Source organism: Chitinophaga sp. YR627 (assembly GCF_900114995.1).
Taxonomy (GTDB): domain Bacteria; phylum Bacteroidota; class Bacteroidia; order Chitinophagales; family Chitinophagaceae; genus Chitinophaga.
Genome location: NZ_FOUX01000002.1, coordinates 826,974 through 851,200 on the forward strand (window position 1 = coordinate 826,974; position 24,227 = coordinate 851,200).

The 24,227-nt window shown below is 43.5% G+C and carries 15 protein-coding genes; 8 read left to right on the forward strand and 7 right to left on the reverse strand.

Annotated elements, in window-relative coordinates; genetic code table 11:
* The first annotated feature begins 360 nt into the window (after nucleotides 1–360).
* A complete protein-coding gene (locus BMZ72_RS11990; protein WP_143087672.1) occupies nucleotides 361–873 on the forward strand; it encodes a sigma-70 family RNA polymerase sigma factor in 513 nt (170 codons plus the stop codon).
* 41 nt (nucleotides 874–914) lie between these two features.
* Complete coding sequence (locus tag BMZ72_RS11995) at nucleotides 915–2,042, forward strand: FecR family protein (protein WP_089808550.1); 1,128 nt, start codon at nucleotides 915–917, stop codon at nucleotides 2,040–2,042.
* 122 nt (nucleotides 2,043–2,164) lie between these two features.
* Here the strand turns inward: BMZ72_RS11995 and BMZ72_RS12000 are convergent, their stop codons facing one another.
* The 3 genes from BMZ72_RS12000 to BMZ72_RS12010 all read right to left on the reverse strand — a co-directional run bounded on the left by BMZ72_RS12000 (nucleotide 2,165) and on the right by BMZ72_RS12010 (nucleotide 5,997).
* The gene (locus BMZ72_RS12000; RefSeq protein WP_089808552.1) at nucleotides 2,165–3,085 is read right to left on the reverse strand and encodes a helix-turn-helix domain-containing protein; all 921 of its coding nucleotides are present in this window, start codon (nucleotides 3,083–3,085) and stop codon (nucleotides 2,165–2,167) included.
* 108 nt (nucleotides 3,086–3,193) lie between these two features.
* On the reverse strand, nucleotides 3,194–4,099 hold the full coding sequence (locus tag BMZ72_RS12005) for an SDR family oxidoreductase (protein ID WP_089808553.1): 906 nt from the start codon (nucleotides 4,097–4,099) through the stop codon (nucleotides 3,194–3,196).
* A gap of 95 nt (nucleotides 4,100–4,194) precedes the next feature.
* Nucleotides 4,195–5,997, reverse strand: a complete 1,803-nt coding sequence (locus tag BMZ72_RS12010) for a carboxypeptidase-like regulatory domain-containing protein (RefSeq protein WP_089808555.1) — start codon at nucleotides 5,995–5,997, stop codon at nucleotides 4,195–4,197.
* 183 nt (nucleotides 5,998–6,180) lie between these two features.
* Between BMZ72_RS12010 and purL the strand changes: the two genes are divergently transcribed.
* The gene (purL, locus tag BMZ72_RS12015) at nucleotides 6,181–9,852 is read left to right on the forward strand and encodes a phosphoribosylformylglycinamidine synthase (protein ID WP_089808557.1); all 3,672 of its coding nucleotides are present in this window, start codon (nucleotides 6,181–6,183) and stop codon (nucleotides 9,850–9,852) included.
* A gap of 80 nt (nucleotides 9,853–9,932) precedes the next feature.
* Nucleotides 9,933–10,274, forward strand: a complete 342-nt coding sequence (locus BMZ72_RS12020; protein ID WP_089808559.1) for a HopJ type III effector protein — start codon at nucleotides 9,933–9,935, stop codon at nucleotides 10,272–10,274.
* A gap of 82 nt (nucleotides 10,275–10,356) precedes the next feature.
* On the opposite strand, the gene BMZ72_RS12025 is transcribed toward BMZ72_RS12020, so the two are convergent.
* Nucleotides 10,357–11,772, reverse strand: coding sequence for an aldehyde dehydrogenase family protein (locus BMZ72_RS12025; RefSeq protein WP_089809805.1), 1,416 nt, complete (start codon nucleotides 11,770–11,772; stop codon nucleotides 10,357–10,359).
* A 434-nt stretch (nucleotides 11,773–12,206) separates the two neighbouring features.
* Between BMZ72_RS12025 and BMZ72_RS12030 the strand changes: the two genes are divergently transcribed.
* The 4 genes from BMZ72_RS12030 (at nucleotide 12,207) to BMZ72_RS12045 (ending at nucleotide 17,655) form a co-directional block, all read left to right on the forward strand.
* Entirely contained in the window at nucleotides 12,207–14,480 is a 2,274-nt protein-coding gene (locus BMZ72_RS12030; RefSeq protein WP_089808561.1) for a histidine kinase dimerization/phosphoacceptor domain -containing protein, read from the forward strand.
* A 31-nt stretch (nucleotides 14,481–14,511) separates the two neighbouring features.
* Complete coding sequence (locus BMZ72_RS12035; RefSeq protein ID WP_089808563.1) at nucleotides 14,512–15,885, forward strand: sigma-54-dependent transcriptional regulator; 1,374 nt, start codon at nucleotides 14,512–14,514, stop codon at nucleotides 15,883–15,885.
* A 293-nt stretch (nucleotides 15,886–16,178) separates the two neighbouring features.
* Nucleotides 16,179–16,787: a LytR/AlgR family response regulator transcription factor gene (locus BMZ72_RS12040; protein WP_089808565.1), complete on the forward strand. Its 609-nt coding sequence runs from the start codon at nucleotides 16,179–16,181 to the stop codon at nucleotides 16,785–16,787.
* Nucleotides 16,788–17,115: 328 nt separating this feature from the next.
* On the forward strand, nucleotides 17,116–17,655 hold the full coding sequence (locus tag BMZ72_RS12045; protein WP_089808567.1) for a hypothetical protein: 540 nt from the start codon (nucleotides 17,116–17,118) through the stop codon (nucleotides 17,653–17,655).
* Nucleotides 17,656–18,041: 386 nt separating this feature from the next.
* Here BMZ72_RS12045 and BMZ72_RS12050 read toward each other — a convergent pair whose 3' ends face one another.
* Genes BMZ72_RS12050 through BMZ72_RS12060 form a run of 3 tightly spaced genes read right to left on the reverse strand, consistent with a single transcriptional unit; the run spans nucleotide 18,042 to nucleotide 24,203 of the window.
* The gene (locus BMZ72_RS12050) at nucleotides 18,042–19,184 is read right to left on the reverse strand and encodes a TlpA disulfide reductase family protein (RefSeq protein WP_089808569.1); all 1,143 of its coding nucleotides are present in this window, start codon (nucleotides 19,182–19,184) and stop codon (nucleotides 18,042–18,044) included.
* A gap of 11 nt (nucleotides 19,185–19,195) precedes the next feature.
* On the reverse strand, nucleotides 19,196–20,698 hold the full coding sequence (locus BMZ72_RS12055) for a RagB/SusD family nutrient uptake outer membrane protein (RefSeq protein ID WP_089808571.1): 1,503 nt from the start codon (nucleotides 20,696–20,698) through the stop codon (nucleotides 19,196–19,198).
* 28 nt (nucleotides 20,699–20,726) lie between these two features.
* Complete coding sequence (locus BMZ72_RS12060; protein ID WP_089808573.1) at nucleotides 20,727–24,203, reverse strand: SusC/RagA family TonB-linked outer membrane protein; 3,477 nt, start codon at nucleotides 24,201–24,203, stop codon at nucleotides 20,727–20,729.
* Nucleotides 24,204–24,227: the final 24 nt, after the last annotated feature.

Genomic DNA, 24,227 nt, shown 5'->3' on the forward strand with positions numbered 1-24,227 from the left:
AAAGTATTTATAAAGTCGGTTTTTAATCGCTGGTCTTCACTTATTCTGTGTGATTAAAGCGGAAAGTGGGTATGGAAGATGAGTACCCTACCCGTTGTTTTTACCGGGGGATGATAATCAGCATATCCTATTTATCACAGTACTGTCATATTGTAAACACAAGGATACCTACTTTCCATACCCGGCAACTCTATAGTGTAGTTCTTTCCCTCAACACTGTTTTTTATGCTTTGATATGATGATACCACTGTTGCGAACTACTATTTATAATGATCACGCATTAAATTTTCACGAAAGATGATTAGACCCCTGACAGACCAAGAATTAGTACAAGGACTTAAAAATGATGATGATACAATTATGGAAAGAATAAATAAACAGTACTATCACGATATGTTTTTAAGCGCGTTGCTTGTTGTAAAGCAAAAGGAGGATGCAGAAGATCTCTGCCAGGAGATACTCATCACACTGTGGGAGAAAAAACATCTGCTTCAGATAGCGAACCTGAAGCAATATCTATGCAGATGCGCATACTACGGCGCATTAAAAGCATACGAGCATAAGAAAAAGACACCGCAGCTGGATAATATGATAAACGAAGAATTCCTGCTACGGCTGCAGGACCCGGAATACGATCCTGAAGAGGAAGAGCTGGAAAAAGAAGTACGCACCTTACTCCTGCTGCAGAGAGTACAGGAAGCTTTATGCAACCAATATGGAAAAAAGGCACTCGAAATATTCAGCAGAGTTAAAATAGATGGCGAAAAACAAAAAGACGTGGCCATCTCGCTGGGCTTGTCGGTACTGACAGTAGAGACCCAGATCAAAAAAATGATGTCACATCTGCGAAAAGAATTGAACAATAAAAATTAGTCACCCCCATTCCCCCCCACATCTCTTCAAAAAGCATTACCATGAAGAAACTTGCATTCCAGATCCAAACCCTCATTATTTCCGAAATCACCGGTTCAATCACCAAGGAAGAACAAGAAATGTTAAACCTGCTAAGAGACCAGCACACCGAAATACAGGACCTTTCTAATCACCTCCATCAGCAATTAAAGGGCGTATCTATCCCGAAACCTGCTGACAGGAGTACGAAAAACGTTTCAGATACCGGCAGCATAACGACGATACAGGCAACGTCCGGAACAGGCGCCAAAAAATCGTTTAAGAAAAGAGCAATACCCGCCATTACAACCATTGCTGCGGCAATTGGGCTGCTGATCACATTTAGATCTAATAGCAATACCATCAGTTTTAAACAGAAATTAGATATCAATAACCAGAAAACGATCAACCTGAAATTAATCAGCCTGAAATCAGATACCAGCAGCCAGAAGATCCAGGGCCAAAGCCTGACAGTAAATAAAAATGGTAAGATCACTACCAGCGAAGGAATAGTATTCAATACTGCGGATTTATTTGCAGAGAAAATTGCTGTTTCCGTCCCCCCTGGCGGACTTTATCAGCTTAAACTGTCAGATGGTACAAAAGTCGCAGTAAACTCTCAGTCAACAATAACATTCCCTGCCGTATTCGGCAGTAAAAGAGAGGTAACACTTGTTGGAGAAGCATATTTTGAAGTAGCAAAGAACGTTGAAAAACCGTTTATTATTCATACGACCAATACTGAAACGATAGCCCTTGGCACTGCATTTAATGTAAACAGCTACGATAGCGAAAAAGTAATTGTGTCACTCACTAATGGAGAAGTAAAAGTTTCAGGAAATGGCACACAGGTGAACCTCCACCCTGACAGCGCTGCTACGTATGAAAACGGAGATTTCCAGGTGGACCGGTTTGATGCTGATAAACTCTTAGGATGGGCAAAAGGTAAAATGCATATGCAAAGCGAGAGCACACAGGAAATAGTGGATGCAGCTGCCAGATATCTCGACATTAAGGTCGAATTTTCCCATCCAATCACCGGACAGGCCGGGTATTATATCGAACGAAATAAGCCTGCCAGAGCATTCCTTGAACAATTCAAAAACGATTATACTATCGACTCGAGCAACAACACATATTATTTAAAATAGGTTGGTTGGTTAACCCCAGAAAAAATGAGTACTAATTAAGATCCCTACACCATTTCAGTCCTCATTATTGTTTTTTGCATAGTCATTGTTAAAAAATAGCTGGTAATTCCTTACCGGCTTTTTTAATTAAAACTCTTCCTGAATGCCAGCGGAGAAAGACTGGTCTTCAGTTTAAACAGCTTGGTGAACGACTGCGGGTGCTCAAATCCCAGCTCATAGGCAATCTCATTCACCGACAGGTCTGTAGTGGATAACTTCTCTTTCGCCCTTTCTATGAGTTGTTCATGAATATGTTGCTGAGCGGTTTGTCCTGTCAATACTTTCAGTAAACTGCTCAGATACTTAGTGGATACGTTCAATGCGTTCGCCAGGTATTGCACTGTCGGTAAACCATTCTTCAACGCCTCTTCATTATTAAAATAATCCGTCAGGATCACTTCCATCCGGTCCAGCACCTTATGGTTGCTAATCTTGCGGGTAATAAACTGCCGGTGATAGAATCGCTCAGCGTAATTGAGTAAGGTCTCTATCTGGGAAATAATGATCTGCTGACTGAATTTATCGATATTGGAATGGTATTCCTGTCGTATCGCCTGAATAATATTGTTAATGATCGTCTCTTCTTTTTCAGAAAGGAACAAGGCCTCATTCACGGAATAACCGAAGTATTCATACTGTCGCACCTTCTTCGCCAGCGGTGTATTCCAGAGAAAATCCGGGTGAATCAGCAGCATCCAGCCAGAGCGTTCTGAAGACGCATTCGGTTCTGCTGCGACGCGAAAAACCTGATTAGGGGAAATAAAGAACATGAGACCTTCATTAAAATCATATTCCTGCTGACCGTACTTCAGTTTGGCATCCAATCCACGTTTAAGGGATATATTGTAAAAATCGCATACCCAGTTGATCTCACTGATATCAGGCGGACGTTTGATAGCAGCATAGTCCACTATACTGATCAGCGGATGCTCTGGCGTAGACAACCCCCTGAGCTGATGAAACTCACTGATCGTCTTAATTCTGTGTGTTTTTGTATTTGCCATGACCGGGAAGATAAAACCACTTTAAAGTTACTGTAATAATTGCTCACAGCTGACAGGAAGACCTGCCTGTACCGGCAAAGCTTCCTGTCACGTGTAAGCACATGCGGATTAGTCCTTATTGTATACCGCTGCAAAATCCTTTGCAAAATCTGTCAGTTTTACTTTGCCCAGGGTAGGTCTGTTGCGGAAATAATCTTCATACAATACACCGCCCCGCATGCTGGCCTGCATTTCCATAAAGCCGTTAGCGATCTGTTCATTCATACCAATCGACAGCCAGTTATTCAGCAACTGCTCGTCCGGAATCACTTCCCATGCCAGGTCCGGTTTTCCGATAGCATCACCTAAAACAGCAGCGATCTCGTTTGGTGAAAATTCATCACTTGCGATATAACGCATCTTTCTGCCTTCAAAAGGCGTATCCACTTCTTCGGCAACTACAGCCGCGATATCCAGCGGAGATACCCATGGTTCCTTATCATCGCCGCCCCAGTTCTGTACGATAGCACCTTTCGCTTTCAGTCCGCGTACGAACGAAAACATATTCGTATAAAAACCAACAGGGCGCATAAACTTAATAGCCACGTCGGCTGGCAGTTCTTTCAGGATGTTTTCCACATTGTGATGGAAAGCCAGGATCCCATTCCCTTTTTTCATATTGGCGCCGATACTACTGAGGTGTATCACCTTTTTTACACCTGTTTGTTCAATGGCCTGTTTGTAGTTACGACCTATCTGGCTGATCGCACCAATAAAATCCAGCTGCTTGTCGAAAAAGTTGCCAACGGCTTCCAGTGTTTCCATCAGGTAGACAATGTCTGCTCCTTTAAATGCTGCAGTCAGGAATGCCGCATCATGCATACTGCCAATAGCTGCCTTTGCGCCCAGCGCTTCGATCTCTTGCTGTCTGTCTGCGTTACTGCTGATGACGGTGATGGAATGTCCCTTTTGCAGGAGTTCTTTTGCAAGTGGTCTTCCGATATTCCCTAATGAGCCTGTTAATACGATGTTCATATCTCTGTGTTTTTGATGATACAAAAGTCCGGATCTATCAAAAAACAGAACTAACCAAATGGTAGCTTGTTCAAGCCAAAAGGAAGATTCCGGTGTTATTTAGTACGTTTTACCCGGAATACGCAGTTTACAATATGAGGGATCTTTGTGTCATCATAACTGTTCACTTCGAGCAGCGTGTCGCTGAAATGGCCGGTAATGAACTGATTTATTTCGCCATAATCTGTTATCTCTACCATGGTGTTTGTCGGGATCAATATCATGGCATTTCTGACAAACTGATGATTAAAAACAAAGAGTGGATAACTACCAGGACGAGAAGGTCCCTGGATACTAAAATAGCCTCCATTAGGATACCATACCAGATCATCGGTACCTGTGATACTCGTATTTTCCGACACATACTCACCATAGACATAGCCAGGCATTGTGTAAGTATAAGAAGTGCTATCTATAGAATAGGAAAAGAAACTTTCATTGGACATACCAGAACAGGCATATAAGGCCCCCGCATTGATCACCGGCGCATTCAGTGTGATAATAACGGGATTGCTCTGCTTTGCATGCGTGATATCCATACCTGAGATGCTCGCCAGTCCTCCGGTATTGCAATTCAGTATATCCATGGAAAAATTACCGTTTTTATCCACAGCAGACCGGTATACTATTCCCTCTATATCTACAATAGCAAGTCCGTTTGACACCGGTGCAGTATTACAATCTATCAGCTTACCCGATACTGTTATCCAGGATAAGTTACTACCAACCTGTAAGACACCCAGGTTAGCAGCAGCACTAAAAGGGCCTATATTTTTAGAAAAAATGGAGTTCAGACAACCATTATACATCGCTAAGAGCAGCTGCTCGTTAGCCGGTACTTTTCCCCATACATGACCGCTGCTGTCCGTAAGTGCATATCCTGCTACAAAATTAGCTACGCCTGAACGGGCGATCACGACCAGCTGATTAACCAGTGGATGATGATGCTGATCTTCAAAGGTCACCTCCATATCTACTACCGGAAAAGGCACATCCGGCGACCAGAATGAAAAATGTGAGACCTTGCCCACATAAACCTCTCCCGATCTGACAGCCTTAACTTCTTCATTCCAGAATCCTGTACTTTCATCAAAAGAATAGAAAGATAAAGCAGCCGGCGCACCTGCTGGCGCAGGCATCCGAAGGGTAGCCTCCCGGCCTTGCGCCAGCTGTAACGGCTCCCCGTCTGCTGTTTGCAACTCTACCGCCAGTAAACCATAGTTCTCCAATGCGGCAACCGTATTGTCCGAAGGGACACTAAAGAGGTTGCCGGGAATTTGCCGGAGGAGGTCCTGATCCCCTACCCCGCTGTAAGCTGCATATACATTTACGTCCCCGGTATAGGACTGATTGCCGGAAACAATGACCAGACTGTTCGCCGGGAATTCAATGGCGGCATCCTTTATCCCTACCGTACCTCCCGAACCGGCATTGAATGTGCCGGCCAGGTGTTTGGGAATCAATTGTATAGACAGATAATTGGTCGTCTTTTCCTTATAAAATAAATTCTTTATACCTGCAAAATAACCTGCTTTGGTCGCTCTGACCATACCTCCATTCTGATTGATCAGGATATTGTCAAACCGGAAGAATCCATACCTGTCGGTTACAGCTGTTGCCCCGCCGGCATCGATAGTGACTCCGGAAAAAGGTTGTCCGTTCTCATTCAGGACCTGTCCCTGAATGTTACATGATATATTTTTCTCAGGCAACTTACCGGGAACAGGATGCGTTACGGTCGTGTCAACAGGTGGGACCGGTGGCGAAGGTTTTTCCGTGCCAGGCTTCTTACAGCCCAACCAGGCTAAGGATAACAAAAGGAATATCAGCCTTTTAATAGGGAAAGGGGTCTTTTTCATGGTAAATGGGTTAAAACAAATATACAAATACCTTCTACAACAATAAGAAGGATATCCGGTTCTCATTGTCTATTAAACCGGTAAACGCCTATATATTCTGTCTATGATCACATAAACCGCTCTCAAATGATCAGAATTTCCTAATTTTGCGGTTTCGTTTCATAGACTTCATAACGCACTATAATGATTCATTTCTTTGTGAACCAAACGGACTTTGTCTATTGTGTTCAAACAGAAAACGACCTTTCTCAAGAAGACATTCAGAAGCTTAACTGGCTCTTCGGCAACGCCAAAAAATTAGACGAACTTACTGTGAACCGTACCTATGTGGGCCCTCGCGCTGCGATGATCACCCCGTGGAGCACGAATGCAGTGGAGATTACCCAGAACATGGGGATCGCCGGCATCATCCGTATCGAAGAATTCGAACCGGTGCCTGCCGATTTCAACGAGTTCGATCCAATGATTTCGCAGAAGTACCAGGCTTTAACGCAGGAGCTCTACACAATCAATATTCAGCCGGAGCCTATTCTGGAGATCGACAATATCGATGCTTACAACAAACAGGAAGGTCTGTCCCTGAATCCGGAAGAAGTAGAATACCTGAACAAACTCTCTGTAAAGATCGGCCGTAAGCTGACAGACTCAGAAGTATTTGCGTTTTCCCAGGCTAACTCAGAACACTGCCGTCACAAGATCTTCAACGGTACTTTTGTGATTGACGGTGAAGAAATGCCTACTTCCCTCTTCAAACTGATCAAAAAGACTTCTGAAACGAATCCTAATGATATCGTTTCTGCCTATAAAGACAACGTGGCTTTTGTAAAAGGCCCGAAAGTAACACAGTTCGCTCCGAAGTCAGCCGACAAACCTGATTTCTATGAGGAGAAAGAATTTGACTCCGTTTTATCGCTGAAAGCAGAAACACACAACTTTCCGACTACTGTAGAACCATTCGCTGGCGCTGCTACCGGCTCCGGTGGTGAGATCCGCGACCGTCTGGCAGGTGGCCAGGGTTCTTTGCCGCTGGCAGGTACTGCTATCTATATGACCGCTTATTCCCGTTTGCTGCAGGACAGACCATGGGAAAACGGCATGCAGGAGCGTAAATGGTTATATCAGACACCGGTAGATATCCTGATCAAAGCATCCAACGGTGCTTCTGATTTCGGTAATAAATTCGGTCAGCCACTGATCACCGGTTCCGTACTGACCTTCGAACACGAAGAAGAAGGACGCAAACTGGGTTATGATAAAGTGATCATGCAGGCCGGTGGTATTGGCTATGGCAAATTAAACCAGGCGAAAAAACACACACCGAAAGAAGGCGATAAGATCGTTATCCTCGGTGGTGAAAACTATAGGATCGGTATGGGTGGTGCAGCTGTTTCCTCTGCTGATACCGGCGCTTTTGGTTCCGGTATCGAACTGAACGCCATCCAGCGTTCCAATCCTGAAATGCAGAAACGCGCTGCTAACACCATCCGTGGTTTAGTAGAATCTGATAACAATACCATCGTTTCTATTCACGACCATGGTGCAGGCGGACACCTTAATTGTCTGTCTGAACTGGTAGAAGAAAAAGGTGGGCTGATCGATCTGGATAAATTACCAGTTGGCGATCCTACCCTCTCCGCAAAAGAGATCATAGGTAACGAGTCCCAGGAAAGAATGGGACTGGTAATCGGTGAAAAAGATATAGAAAACCTGCAGAAGATCGCTGACCGTGAGCGTACACCTATGTACACTGTCGGTGATGTAACCGGTGATCACCGTTTTACATTCGCATCTGCACACACAGGCGTAAAACCAATGGATTTTGCACTGGAAGACTTCTTCGGTTCTTCTCCGAAAACCATCATGAAAGACCGCAAAGTACAGCGTAACTATGCCGATCTTGCCTATGATGTGAAAAATGTACCTGCTTATCTGAACCAGGTACTGCAACTGGAAGCTGTTGCCGCTAAAGACTGGCTGACCAACAAAGTAGACCGTTGCGTAGGTGGCCGTGTGGCAAAACAACAGTGTACCGGACCATTACAATTGCCGCTGAACAATGTCGGCGTAATGGCACTGGACTACAAGTCAACTGAAGGTATTGCTACTACAGTAGGTCATTCCCCGCTGACAGCACTGGTTGATCCGGCTGCTGGTTCCCGTAACGCTATCGCAGAAGCTTTATCCAACATCGTTTTTGCTCCCATCAAAAATGGCCTGAAAGGTATTTCCCTCTCAGCTAACTGGATGTGGGCCTGTAACAACGAAGGAGAAGATGCCCGTCTGTACGAAGCAGTAAAAGCATGTTCCGATTTTGCAATCGCACTGGGCATCAACATTCCAACCGGTAAGGACTCCCTGTCCATGAAGCAGAAATATCCAAATGGCGATGTGATTGCTCCTGGTACTGTGATCATCTCCGCCGCCGGTAACTGTACAAACATCAATAAAGTAGTAGAACCTGTACTGCAGAAAAATGCTGGTTCTGTATACTATATCAACTTATCAAAAGATGCATTCAAATTAGGTGGTTCTTCCTTCGCACAGATCAATAACAAGATCGGCCCGGTAGTTCCAACTATTCAGGATGCAGACTACTTTGCAAAAGCATTCAACACCATCCAGGACCTGATCAGCAATGATCAGATAGCGGCTGGTCACGATATCGGCTCCGGTGGATTGATCACTACCCTGCTGGAATTATGTTTTGCAGATGTAAATCTGGCTGCTGACTACGACTTAAGCGGATTGAACGAAGCTGACACTGTAAAAGCACTCTTCAACGAAAACATAGCAGTCGTATTACAGGCAACCAACGACGCAGCTTTTGAACAGGCATTGAAAAATGCAGGTATCGAAGCCGTGAAGATCGGTACGGTTAAAGAAGCGAAGGAAGTAAGTTTCAAAAACAACGCTGACACCTTCACGTTCAATATCGCCGATACCCGCGATACCTGGTTTAAAACCTCCTTCCTGCTGGATCAGAAGCAATCCAAAAATGGCATGGCACAGGAGCGTTTCAACAACTATAAATTACAGCCATTAACCTACGCTTTCCCGGCACAGTTTGATGGTAAAAAACCTGCGATCGACGCATCCAAACCTCGTCCGAAGGCAGCTATCATCCGCGAGAAAGGTTCCAACTCAGAGCGTGAAATGGCGAATGCTATGCGCCTGGCAGGATTTGACGTGAAAGACGTACACATGACTGACCTCATCTCCGGTCGTGAAACACTGGAAGATATTCAGTTCATTGGCGCTGTAGGCGGCTTCTCCAACTCCGATGTATTGGGTTCTGCTAAAGGCTGGGCCGGTGCATTCATGTACAATGAGAAAGCGAAAAAAGCACTGGATAAATTCTTTGCCCGTCCTGATACAATGTCTGTAGGTATCTGTAACGGTTGCCAGCTGTTTATGGAACTGGAATTGATCAATCCGGACCACGCAGTACATGGTAAGATGCTTCATAACACCTCCGGTAAACATGAATCCAACTTCGTATCTGTGAAAATACAGGAGAACGATTCCATCATGATGAAAACCTTAGCAGGTGCTACATTAGGTGTATGGATCTCTCACGGAGAAGGTAAATTCAAATTGCCAAATACAGAAGATCAGTACAAGATCACCGCTAAGTATGCATATGATGCATATCCGCACAATCCTAACGGATCTGACTTCAATACCGCAATGATGTGCGACAATACCGGTCGTCACCTGGTAACAATGCCACACATCGAGCGCTCAATCTTCCAGTGGAACTGGGCTAACTATCCAAAAGGCCGTCAGGATGAAGTGACGCCTTGGTTAGAGGCTTTTGTGAACGCGAAGAAATGGTGTGAAGCAAATAAGAAATAATAAATAGCATAAAAGGAAACGCCCGCTCAGCATTGAGTGGGCGTTTCCTTCATACTAATACTTAAATACCGGACATTCGGATGAAAGAACAACTCACTACCTTACTCCAGCAATTAAAAAGCAATACAGTTGCCTTCAAAGAGGTAATTGAATTCATAGAAACATATTACCAGCATCAGCCAACTGCCTTCAAAAACGGTGAAGCATATAATGAAGCAACGCAAAATCAGGGTAGTGCAAAAGTCTTTTCTTTTGCACAGCTGAATAACCTGAGCAAGGAAGATACTCTCTTCTTGTTTGCAGAACATTATCAGGCAGTATTAAATACGCCCGATGCTACTGATCACCAGAATATCAGACAGTTCATGGCACATGGATGGTCTGGCATTGCTTTCGAAGGACAGGCATTGCAGGCAAAATAGCGCTGAAGCAGCATTTAATTAAAAAAGGCTATTGATCAATGATCAATAGCCTTTGTCTTTTAATGGCAACAAGTATCTCTGATCAAATGATCAGGGTTTTCGGCTCTAAAAAGGCCTCCATACCCAGCTGACCATTTTCACGTCCCATACCAGAATTTTTATATCCGCCAAACGGTGCCAGCGGATCATGCCGCAATGTATTGATCAATACTCTTCCCGCTTTTAACTGCCCGGCAATCCGTGCCGCCCTTCCGGCGTCAGCAGAGCTGATATAAGCCATTAATCCGTAATCGGAATCATTGGCAATAGCAACAGCTTCTGCTTCGTCATGGTAAGCAATGACCGATAACACCGGGCCAAAGATCTCTTCCCTCGCGATCTTCATATTATTTGTCACATCGGCAAAAATGGTCGGTTTCACATAAAACCCTTTGTCAAAGTCATCCGGGTGCCCAGGGCCACCGTATAATAACTCCGCGCCTTCCATAAGACCTGTGGTAATATATTGCTGGATACGGTCATATTGTTTCTGACTGGCCAACGGCCCTATTCTGGTGGCGTCATCATAAGGATCGCCTACCTTAAACTGCTGTGCTTCATGTGCAAGCCTTTTCTTTATCTCCTCCAGTCTGGAAGCAGGCACCAGTAATCTTGATCCCGCGATACATGCCTGTCCGTTATTCATAAAACCTGCCTGTAATGCCATAGGTATCGCGGTATCAAGATCGGCATCGTCAAGAATGATATTTGCTGACTTACCACCCAGTTCGAGTGTCAGTCTTTTCATGGTATCGATAGCGCTTTTTCCCAGGATTTTCCCCACTACAGTGGAACCTGTGAAAGAAATTTTAGTCACGGCCGGACTTGCAATAATAGCCCGGCTGATCACGTCTCCCCTCCCGTTGACCATATTGACAACACCTGGTGGTAAACCTGCCATGTCAATACATTCCATTATGATCTGGGACTGCCACGGACTGAATTCACTTGGCTTAAGTACGATCGTACAACCCGCAGCCAGTGCTGCCGCTACCTTCACAGCAATAGAGCCGGCGGTAGAATTCCACGGTGTGAACAAGGCCGAAACGCCAATAGGTTCCATTACAACGGTGGATTCATGTACAATCCTTTCGAACGGATAATCCTTCATCACAGCGATCTGATTAAGGAAAGTAGTAGCCGCTATCATATTGGACCATTTCGCTCTTTCCTTCGGAGCACCGTATTCCAGAATAGTGATATCGATCAGGTCATCAATTCTTTTGAGAATTTCGTCATGGATACGTTGCAGATATGCCGCCCTTTCGGTGATGCTGGTCTGCGCGTAATTTTCCAATGCTGCACTTGCCGCCTGTATCGCCTTTTCCGTATCCGTCTCGTCCGCATATGTCAGCTGTGCGATCACTTCACCATCCAGCGGACTTACAATACCGGCTACTTCACTGCCATGCGGCGTAATGAATTTGCCGTTGATATAGACGCTCTTTATGTGTTTCATGTTCATTGTTATAAGGTAAATGAAATGTATTTCTATGCCTTCTACAGTACAAAACTGCGGAGATATCCCCATAGAGATAAACACATTCTATGTGAAGTGGACAAAATGAAAGCCGGCAAAGGCATTTTCAGGGACCAAACTTCCCTTTCCCTTGTCAAAAACAGGGTATCTCTTGACATTTAACAGGTTAACAAGCCCGGAAAAGCTTCCGGGCCGGAAATAATTGTACTTTACTGCCTGGTTTGGGCAATTTTCTGCAAATACCACGCGTTTACTATTTTCACGAAAATTTGTTTGAATGTTGCTTTTCCGGTCCCGGAGCCAGGATCAATCACCGGCCTGACTGACTTTACATAACCAACTTAATTTGCGGGACTAAGACACAGGTTAAAATTTTCACTGTTAGTTCGCGGCTGCGCCTAATATTTACGACGATGCTACTGGAGCATGGAACATATTCCGAAAACATTTCACTTTGCAGACAGGTAAAACGGTGGCTGCTTAGCTGTATCCTGCCACTCGCGTGCATGCTGCCCGGCGGATTATATGCACAGTATTATCCTGCCCCTGCGCCTGTTGCAGCCTATCAGCTGCACGCATTATCAACCCAACTAAAGACGGCGAGAAATGCACATGAGCGTGTAAGGGTATTAAATGCACTATGCAACCTTTACCATAACCTGCCGTATAAAAACCCGGCTGATCTTAAGCTTGCAGAGCAATATGCTAAACAGGCACTTGCGGAAAGCACCAGCATAAACGATCAGTCAGGGATGTCGGAAGCATTATTGTTACTGGGGCAACTATACTATTTTAATGACGACCTGAATAGTTTTGAACAACTGCCATCCAAAGCAAATGATTCGACCAGGGCTAAATTGTTCCTGCAACTCAGTTTCTACATCTGGGGAAGAGACGCAAAAGACAAAACACCTGATTATCTTAAAAGTAACGACTATGCCAGACAAGCCGCTGAAATAAGTGATAGACTAGGGCTAAAAGAGCTGTCATTGATGGCTGCGCGTAATATTGCTATTAATAACTTATACCTGAAAAAGCCGGATGCGGAAGCCGAAGTTCTTAAGGTCATTGAAAGATACAAACAGACAGGATACAAAAAACTACAATACATCTATTACCCTTTAACCTGTTATTTCGATTTTACACGACACACAGACAAAGCCTATTTCTACTCGGAGGCAGCGGTGGCAGCAGTAGATGCTACAAAAGATACCCTCTCAGCCGGCGATATCTATATTGAAAAGTCCGTACTGGCTTATCGCCGCGAAAAGTATGACGAAACCATTCTCGCCTGCAAAAAGGCATTGACATTTTATGAACACCACCCGAGCGTATATTACGTATCCTCTCCCATGGTCCATGAGATTATCAGTGCTGCATATAACAAAATGGGTAAGAAAACAGCGGCTACTAATTATATGTTGAATGCCCTGCATCAATATCCTCCCCGTGGTACACAGGATAGTCTGACCTATCTCCTCAGACTGGGAAACGCCTTCCGTGAACAGAAAGCATTTGATAAATCAGAAAACTGTTTCAAACAGATATACAATATTGCCTATCGTCTTCACAAAGATGAAGAGTATGCCAATATAAATCTTGGTCATGTCTACCTGGATGCCGGTAAATTTGAAAAAGCCAGACATTTCCTGTACAAGGGATTAGCACTGACCCAGCCGGAAGAAAACACTGCTGGTCTCCGCTATCTGCATTACATGCTCTACCTGGCTGATTCTGCTACCCAGCATTACCTCGCCGCCATTGAACACCTGAATAAGAGCAATGAACACGCTTTTGCCGAAGCAAGATTAGAACAGGATAAAGCAGTGAAACAAATGGAGGTGGCTTATCAGGCACGTGAAAAAGAACAGGAGCTCAAACTAAAAAATCAGAATATCATATTCCTCCAGCGACAGGGACAGGCACAAAAGGAAAAGCTAAAACAATCTGAAAAAATCGGCTTGCTCACCGCGGGAGCTTTGGCGCTTGCAGTGGTCATCATGATATTACTCTTCTTCTTCTACCGGCAAAAACAAAGAAGCAGCAGAGAAATGACTTATAAAAACCAGCAATTGCAAAAGCTGGTTTCTGAAAAAGAATGGCTCCTGAAAGAAGTACACCATCGTGTAAAGAACAATCTTCATACTATATTCTGTCTGTTGGAAAGTCAGGCACGCACCGCTACACCAGAGGCACGTAGCGCGCTTGAAAAAAGTACACATCGTATCTATGCTATGTCTCTCTTTCACCAGAAAGTTTATCAGTCAGGCAATATTCAACATGTAGATTTTGGAAATTACCTGAGAGAATTCCTGCTATTTCTGCAGGAGGGTTTTGACCTGGAAACCAGGAATATCAGGGTTACTCATCAGATGACAAACGTTTCGTTACCACTCAATCTGGCCATGCCGCTCGCGCTTATTGCAAATGAGGCACTCACCAATGCCGCCAAATATGCATTTGAGGGCAGGAGTTCCGGGGAAATCAACCTTTCTTTGCAAACGCATGAACAGGCATACAGAATGACAATAAGCGATGATGGTATAGGAATGACTGATCCAGGTAGCTCTGACAAACAGTCCCTGGGCATGGAATTAATGCATGGACTTTGTGCCGATATCGGTGCAGCCATCAACTTTGAAGTAAATAACGGCACCCGCATCAATATCGCTTTTAATGCCGGTTAAGTATTGAACAGTAAATGGATTATCAGGTTATATGAAAAATAAAATATTAATTGTAGAAGACCAGTTTATAGAAGCAAACAATCTGCGGATGGTACTGAAAACAGCAGGTTACCATGTTTGCACTATTGCAAGGTCCGTGCAGGAGGCGTTGAAGATCATTTCCACCGAACAACCTGACCTCGTCATGCTGGATATTTTTCTGAATGGTGATCAGACAGGTATAGAACTGGCTGTAATACTGAAGAAACAAAATATCCCGTTTATTTATCTCTCTGCGAATTCAGACCAGCAAACCTTCGCGCTTGCAAAGCAAACCAACCCCTATGGATTTCTGGTAAAGCCATTCCGCGAAAAAGATGTACTGGCCATGCTTGACATCGCAGCTAACCTGCATGAGGAACATCTTGCGTTATCGCGTATGTCGGCAGGTAACAGCATATCAACTACTCAGGATAAAAAGACTATTACTGATTTTGGCATGATCGGTAACAGTCCGACGTTAAAGGAAGTCACCCGATATATCGGCATCGCAGCTGCCGCAACCGCCCCCGTACTGATACTCGGTGAAAGCGGGACCGGAAAAGAAGTGGTAGCACGTTCCATTCATGAAAACTCTGCACGTCAGAAAAAACCATTAGTGATCGTCGACTGTGCTGCTTTAACACCAACGTTGATAGAATCCGAACTATTTGGGCACGAGAAAGGAAGTTTTACTGGCGCAACAGATAAACGGGTAGGAAAATTTGAACAAGCTACCGGCGGCACCATTTTTTTGGATGAAGTCGGAGAAATTCCCATCGAAATACAATCCAAATTATTGCGTGTACTACAGGAGAAAGAAATATGCCCGATCGGAGGAAAACGTAAGACAGTGGATGTACGGATCATTGCAGCGACTAACCGGAATTTAGAAGAAGAAGTAGCGCAAGGCAGATTCCGTCTGGACCTCTATTACAGGCTCTTTGTATTTCCAATTCAGCTGTCCCCTTTACGCGATAGAAAAGAAGACATTATCCCCATTGCAGAACACTATCTCCGGATATGCACGCTTGCCAATAACAAGATCATTGCAGGCTTTTCGGAGAAAGCGAAACAAATGCTGCTCAACTATTCCTGGCCAGGTAATGTACGCGAACTGATACACCTTATCGAACGCAGCGTATTGTTATGCGAAGAACCACTCCTCGATAATGTCTTTCTGCCAATCACTAAAAAGGCGCTGGTGCAGGAAGTTGCTCCTATCAAAACAATTACAGAAAATGAACGTGATCACATACTGGAGGTACTGTCCAGATGCGATTGGAAAATATATGGACGTGGCGGCGCTGCCGATCTATTGGAAATCAACGCCTCCACGCTAAAATCCAGAATGAAAAAACTGGGAATATCCAAACGATTCGATTAAAAACTAACCATGCTCAGCAACGCCCCGTTATGCACTATTAAATAGTGTGTAACGGGGCGTTGCTCATGCTAACAGATCGTATTAAATAGTCGCCTGTGCCCTTATCATGAAATGTCGTGCTGCATTAAATGATATCACGATATCCTGTGGTGAACACAACCTTAAAAAACACGATAATTAATTGATTATAAGATTATTAAAGCACTGGTATAGCCTTTGTATTACAATTGCGCCGCCAGGCGCCTTTCCTGGCAGTCATCATTGAAGGTTAAACTATAAAATGAACTAATCGTATGGATAATCACCATGTTAAAACAGACGCGGTTATGGATGTACATAAGAACGGAATTGGCCAGGATTTTATATTGATAAAGGATTGCCTGCTATACATTGGTGGAAGCGGAGCCATTCAGCAGAACACCAATGAAATACCAGGAATGGAGCATCTAAAAGGTACTTATCAGCTTCCCGACAAAAATATCCTATACGCATTAGGGTCCGTCAACGGCAATGCGGGTGTATCTGGCTGGAGCGATACAGGCAAAACAGGATCCTTCGGCTGGAAAAAGAGCTTTCTTGTTTTCAGAAATCAAAAATACTTTACTGTTCAAACCGATAATATTGCGTTCTTCTATATCCGCAACAACTGTGTATCTTTTAAATGCTTCGACAAACAGGTCTATACCATCAATCATTCATTAGATCAGATCATTAATGCAGTATCCCCCCATCAGTTTTTCCGCATTAACCGCCAGTATGTTGTCAATTTCAGTGCAATAAAGGAAGTAGAGCCATATTTCACACGCAAGCTGTGTGTAAATCTGCTGGTTGATGCACCAGATAAACTGCTTATTAACAAGGAAAGAACAACGAATTTTTTATCGTGGATGGAGGATAGATGATGATATTTATTAGGATAGGGGATCAGGTACAAGAGGGAACATACGTGTTCCCTTTTTATTTGGTATCCTTCAATTGAAATTGCGCTAGTATCCGCCATTTTTTTCCATCTATCTGTTCAATCAGAGATATCGTATTAAAACGCAACACCGAAGGCAGTTCAATCTGTTGAATAGTCTCGAAAACACCATCAATACAGGTAGCATTTCTCGGATGCATCAGCGTAATATGAGGTTCAGCACTTGCACTATTGCCTGCCTATATGTATCTTCACCTCCGGGATAAATCTATCCAATTACGATTAAGTCACAAACTATTTTCCCATTACTGATGAATATCAAAAAATACCTCCCCTTCGAAAAATATGTTTTGATAACCCGCTTACCTTTTATGGAAGTGATGAAACGCCTGGGCGATAACATCGATACCAGAACAGGCCTGTTCCTTTCTCAGCTAAATAATGGCTCAGTTAAACCATACCAAGGACAGATTACAAGCAGTACATTTAAAATGAGCCGGATTATAAACTATAAAAATTCATTCTTACCTCAGATCACCGGAGAGGTCACCAGCTACCTTGGTGAAACACATATAAGCATCAAAATGCGGCCGGTGACTTTTGTACTAATATTTATGTCTTTCTGGCTAGGCACAGCCGGACTGGTTTGTCTGGGTATTCTGCTGGCCGGACTGTCCCAGCTTCCGCAACTTTTCCGCGAAGGCTTTTCCCCCTTCCTCCTGGTTCCCTTTGTTATGTTCGCTTTCGGTTCTGTGTTGTCTATATTCGCATTTAAAACAGAAACTAAAAAATCAAAAGCGTTTTTAGAAGAATTACTCGAAGGGCAGGAAGCTACATCTACCGTATATTAATATTAATTCTTGTTTATTGGCAACACCGCTTATCTTCATCGTCTCACAAATTCAACAGCAGTGAATCTACAAGTAAAAATTCCTTTTTCATAGAAATATCTACACACATTCTTCTATTTAAAGGAGCGTGTTCTAATAGCCTAAATCATTTTGAGTACTGATCGATCAATTTATAGCATAACCACGTTCATTGATTACTTTTTATTCCTGGAATTGGTGGATCTGTATATCATCGATTGGGGCTAGAAGACAGCCTACGGAAAAACAAGCATATACCGACAATTGTAAAACAAAGACGCGAGGCTAATCAAATAGAATAAAAAATCAGGTCAATCATACTTAATAATAAAGCGGGGTTGTCCACATATGTGAACAACCCCGCTTTATTATTTCTCAAAGATAGTCGCCAGCTTTTCATCCATACTCTTATCCTCTTCCCCCTCTCCTGTATACCTTCCAATGATCTGTCCATTAGGGTCAATAAGGATCTTAGTAGGTAAAGAATGTATATTATAAAAGTCTGACTTATCATTTGTACGATCAAACCCGCTATCTGTTCTTTTCATGCCCCTCAACACATGCTTCCATACACCGGTCCCATCTTTCTCAACAGCTTTCCTCCAGGCATCTGGTTTTGAATCATCATCTGAAATACCGATAATTTCAAATCCTTTATCCTTATATTTTCCATATAGTTCTTTCAAATGCGGATTACCTTTTCTACAAGGCAGACACCAGCTGGCCCAGAAGTCAAGTAACACATATTTCCCTTGATAGTCCGCAAGACTTAACTGTTTTCCCTCAATATCTTCTGAAGAGAATCCCCTGGCCATTGTGCCGGGTATACCGATTTTCTTCTTTTGAATTTCTTCATTCAGAGACTTCCCGTATTTGCTTTGTTTTACCTTTTCCGGAAAACCTGCATACCACTTCTTCAGTGAATCTTCGCTCAGCTCATTAACCTTAAAACGAAGGTAATAGGCTGTTACATAGGAAGCAGGATACTGGTTCATTGAGCGGTCATAAATCTCCTCCATATCCATATGGAAAGGTAATAACACCCAGTTCTTCAGTTCCTGGTATTCGAAATTACTACGCTTGTTAACAGCAGACAATGTATCCATCACTACCTTCCATTTCTTATTCACATACCTCATCTGTTGCTGCATAGCTCCATATTGCTTTTGTGATGCAGATCCTTCTACCTGTGCATTGGAGAAATTCCCCTCTTCCACCGAAATAGTCATCTTCTTAGGTTCCAGAAAGAGACTTACAGTCCCTGAATCACTGTATGAACGTGGATCACTGTTGTTCTTCAAAGCCGCCATAAAAGGTTCGCTTACATAGCCGGAGAAACGGAAAAGACCATTCTTTACTTCCGTGCTGTCCCGGATATATGCCCCCTTATCGTCTGCATATTGCAGATAAATATACTTTCCTTTATAACCGGATACTTTTCCATCCAGTAAAAACTGCGCCCTGCAGGGAATAACTGCCGCCAGTGAGATGAGCATCATTAAATATTTCATAATGAGTTTTATTATTGTTCGTTTTGTTTCATGTTTGCATTTTCCGTCATTACATCCAGGGGAATACGCAGGACGACATTGGCAGCTGTAGCGTTAACCGTAAGTGGTGTGGAATTAAAAGAGCCATAGTTCCGGATCATGGGAAGACCATTCCTGTAATTATCATAGCTGTTATGTCCTTCAAATGCAAGCTCCAGTCTGCGTTCCTTAAGGATAGCATTGAAAAGATCCTGCCCGGTCAATCCTGTTAAACCATTAAGTCCTGCACGGGTATGTATGATATTCAGATCCTCCAGGGCGCCATCACTATCGCCAGCCTTCAGCCGCGCCTCTGCCCTGTTCAGATAAACTTCCGCCAGACGCAGATGGTGAACAGCTGCATTACTATAATACACCGCCGTGTATTTATAGGTATACTTTGTTGTGCTGAATGTATCTGTGTTGTTATTGGGATACTTATCCACCTTGTAGAAATTCCAGCGCAGATCCCCTGCCTCCAGTAAACCCAGCAGATCAGGCGAAGGTTTTACCTGTCCGGTAGAATACTGCGTACTGCCGGTATACACGCCTGTAGGCTGGTTAAGTAATATAGGAAGCTGCATCGTACTAATCTCATGATTGACGGCCCATATCGTCTCTTTATTGCTCTGATTAGGACTTGTATAGTAGTTGATATACTCCGTACCCTGCAACAGCCTGTTTCCGCTATTAAGGATGACAGAATCCGCATACTGAGCAGACAACTTTGCATATTCAGCAGACGGCTGACTGAATGTACCGCTCATATACAGATATACCCTTGACATGAGTGCAAACGCTGCATATTTACCAGCATAGCTATTCACATTCACCTGCGAGAACAGGGGAATAGCAGTCGCCAGGTCCTTCAGTATCTGTGCATAAGTGTCCTTTACAGTAGCACGGGCCGGTGGATTACCGGTGGTCGTAATAGGCGAAAGAATTAACGGCACTCCCGGATTAGTTTCCGGACTTTGGTAATAAGGACGGCCATAAACCCTTACCAGATTAAAGAACATGTTCGCGCGTAAAAAAAGGTTTTCCGCCTTCGCCTGCAGGATGATCGGATTTGTTTCATCCTCTTTTACATTCTTCAACACCATATTAATCCCCAGCAAACCCTGATAAGACGCCTGCCAGAATTGATAGGAATAACCATAGTCCTTGGATTCGGAATTAGTATAGTTAAAGGCATCCAGATTTTTGGCGTCAGCCAGATTGTTAGTGGATGTCTGATCGATGATCCTTACATTATTCCCCCTGAATTCACTGATATTGAACCAGGAATTTTCGTAGTTTGAAGAGGCGAAATAACTATAGTTGCCAATCGTAGCCTTCGTATAACCATTCGCTGTAAGAAACTGTTGATCTTCGAAATTGACATTGTGTGGCGTCAGCTCATCCAGCTGTTTGTTACACGCTGTATTTGCCAATACCAGCAAAGAAAGATATCCCGCAATACATTTACCGCTTAATTTCAATTTTATAATACGCATATCAATTAAAAATTAAAATATCAGGAAATCAGAAACCCGCATTCAGCCCTATAACAAACCGTCTGGGCATAGCACCATTAATACCTGTACCGGCATAACTATTCGAGGCGCCGCCAATAGTAGCACCCTCCGGATCTGAGGCATAGAGTTCCTTATTTTTGATCACAAACACGTTATCAACACTGACATACACAGAAAGAGAAGACATACTGATCTTTTGTAGTGTACGTGGCAGAAAATCATATGATAAGCGAATATTTCTCAGTCTTAAATAACTGGCATCCTGATAGAGCAGTGATGAACCCAGATTGGTCGCTCCCCGCTGACTAAACGCCGGATCATAGAAATTAGGATAGTTGGCAGTCTTGTCTCCCGGCGCTTTCCAGAAGTGTTGTTCCTTCGTAGGCGCAGCTACATTAAACCCATTTTGCCAACCAGTTGGGTCCATAAAATTCCGCATGTTATTATTGACGATCTTATTGCCATAAGAGAAGTTAAACAAGGCGCTTAATGTAAAGTTCCTGTAGGCAAATGTGTTGGTAAAGCCGCCGAAAAACTTCGGTGTCGCAGTTCCCATATAAAGATAGTTCTGCAATCCCGCTGCTTTTGCCAATGGCAGCGAATCGACTATTGACACGCTCTTGTCCGCATTCGTCCGCTGGAACAGCGGTCTTCCGTTGTCAGCATTCACACCCAAATAAGGTATGGCCTTCAGGGTGTTAATATCCTCTCCCTTATACCGGTAATAGTTGCCTGTAAAACCGTCGATCAGCGAATCTCCATATATTTTAGTCAGCCTGTTTTTGTTAAAACTGATGTTGACTTCAGTGGTCCATTTAAAGTCCTTTGTCTGAACGTTGACGGTCGACAGATTAAGATCGATTCCCTTATTGGTCAGCTCTCCGATATTCCGGATCTGTGTTGCAAATCCGATATAGGTTGGTAACTGCACTGATTGCAGCAGACCGGCACTACGACGGTTATACACATCTGCACTCATATTGATACGCTTCCAGAGTTCAAGGTCAAGCCCTATATTAGTAGTATAGGTCGTCTCCCAGGTGATCTGATCGTTTCCCAGGCGCTGGATAGTGGAGCCATAAGTATTGGCATCGTTGTACCGGAATACATCGGTGTAGGTAGTAAAATTGAGATAATCGGCGCCGGCTTCTCTGCCAGAAGTACCATACGCTGCTCTCAGTTTCAGGTTAGTAACAGGCTTTACCGATTTCATGAATACTTCCTTACTGATAAGCCAACCCGCACTCAAAGAATAGAAAGTACCATATCGGTTGTTACGGCCAAAATTGGTAGATGCATCCCTTCTTAATGAGGCAGATGCAAAGTATTTTTCTCTGTAACTATCATTCAACTCTCCAAATACAGAAAAGGATCCTTTTTCAACAGGAGCTGCAGCGGAAGGAGTCGCTATAGTTCCGAATAGCTTGTTAATATAGGTCCCGTAATTCTGAAATGCACCCAGCGTACGCTCTCCTGGATAAGGAGAACCGTATACTGATACTGCAAAAGAACTTGTATTGCTTTTACCATATTCCTGGCCGGCTAAAGCAGTCAGGACATGTTCTCCAAACTGTTTGCTGGCGGTGATCAGATTCGATGTCAGGAAATAATTTGTTCTGTCATCAGAAACAGTCAAAGCGCCATTCACATATATCCTGTTGTTAGCAGGTCCATCATAACGGCCCCTGTAGGTCCTTGGGTCTTTATAGGAATTAAGATTGTTATTGATGTACTGGAATGTATTGGTTGTTTGTACAGACAGCCATGGCAGGATGTCATACTTCAGCTTACCTGTGAGCAAATAGCTTTGCCTTTTGGTAATAGCTGTATTATATTTATACGAGTATAACGGATTGTCATAATATACAGTTCCTCTTTTCCCTGAAGAATTGTATATATAATTAGGTACAGAATCCGCCAGAGCCCCATTCGCATAGTAGGGACTTACCCATGGAAGAAACAGGTAATTCTGGTTTTCTGAAGTAGAGGACGTATACTTATCGACCAATACATTGGTGTTGATAGTAAGGGTCAATTTATTATTGATACGCTGATCGAGGTTCAGGCGAAACGCTTTTCTGTCAAGGTTATCCCCAAGTATTGTCCCATCCTGTCTGGTCCAGTCAAGTGCAGTGTACACCTTGATCTTTTCATTTCCTCCTGACATAGAAAGGTTAATATCACTCTGATTACCATCCGGGTAAAATGTTTTATTACTCCAGTCATAATCATGTTGCAGGTCATCATCTGTGTAGATCCTGGTCGTATTAAAATAGTTATCAAAACTACCATAGATACTATTTAAAGACGGAGACGCCGCGTATAATGATGTCATGTGATTACGGATATGAGAAGTCAGCTGACTGGTATTCATATAATTTACCAGCCGGTTATTTTTCACCTTACCATAACTTGTGTTCAGGCCTATTTTCATCTTACCATTAGCACCATGGCGGGTAACCACAACAATAACACCCTGTGCCGCACGGGAGCCATAGATGGCCGTAGAAGCAGCATCTTTCAAAATAGTAATACTTTCGATATCATTGGGGTTGACAATATCCTGGAGGTTGGGAACATTGGTGATTACGCCATCTATCACCAGCAGAGGACCAAAATTAGTATTGAACTGATCAGGCATAGAGGCCTGTCCGCGCATCACTACCTGCCCTCTTGTAGCAACACTACCACCGTTTTCAACGATGTAAAGTCCGCTGGCCCTTCCTTTCAGCATCGCCAGCGCGTTGACCGTAGAGACACCTTTACGCAGATCGTCACCTTTAATTGTCTGTAAGGCACCTGTAATTTCACTGACTTTTTTCTGCTGATAACCGGTAGAGATAACGACCTCTCCTGCAGTTATACTGGCACGGCTGAGGACAATATTCAATTGATGGTTATTACCTATTTTATATTCCCGGGATTCAAATCCAACGAATGAGATAATAAGCACATCTCCTTCATAGGCATCTATGGAAAATTTACCGGCTCTATCAGTATAAGTACCATTGGTATTGCCTTTCACCCTTATGGAAGCACCTTCCAGTACTTGTCCGTCGACGCCGGAGACCTTTCCTTCTATGAGCTGTTTAGCTGGTACGGTGTTTTCGCCCGACTTAGACTTCACCTTTGGTGTTAACGTGATCGTGTTATCAGCTATAGTAAAACCAAACGGCTGATCTTTTGTACACGCTTCCATAAATTGTCTCAGTGGCATTGCATTCGCATCTATCGCGACACCTTTTGTATCATTCAGATAACTTTTGTTAGCAAAAACAACGTAACCGGTTTGTTGCTCAATGGCTTTGAATACCTGTTTCAAAGAGAGATCCTTCCCCCTGAGTGTAACAGTTTGTGCCTGAGTATGGACGTTTACCAGTAATAATAAAAAAGTAAAGAACAATGCTGTCATCCGCCTGGCCGGAGAAAAGTTTAGAAATGGACCACTACGGAACATTCGGAACGCAAAACGATGTTTTTGCATACACTTCTCGTGATGTTTAGTTGT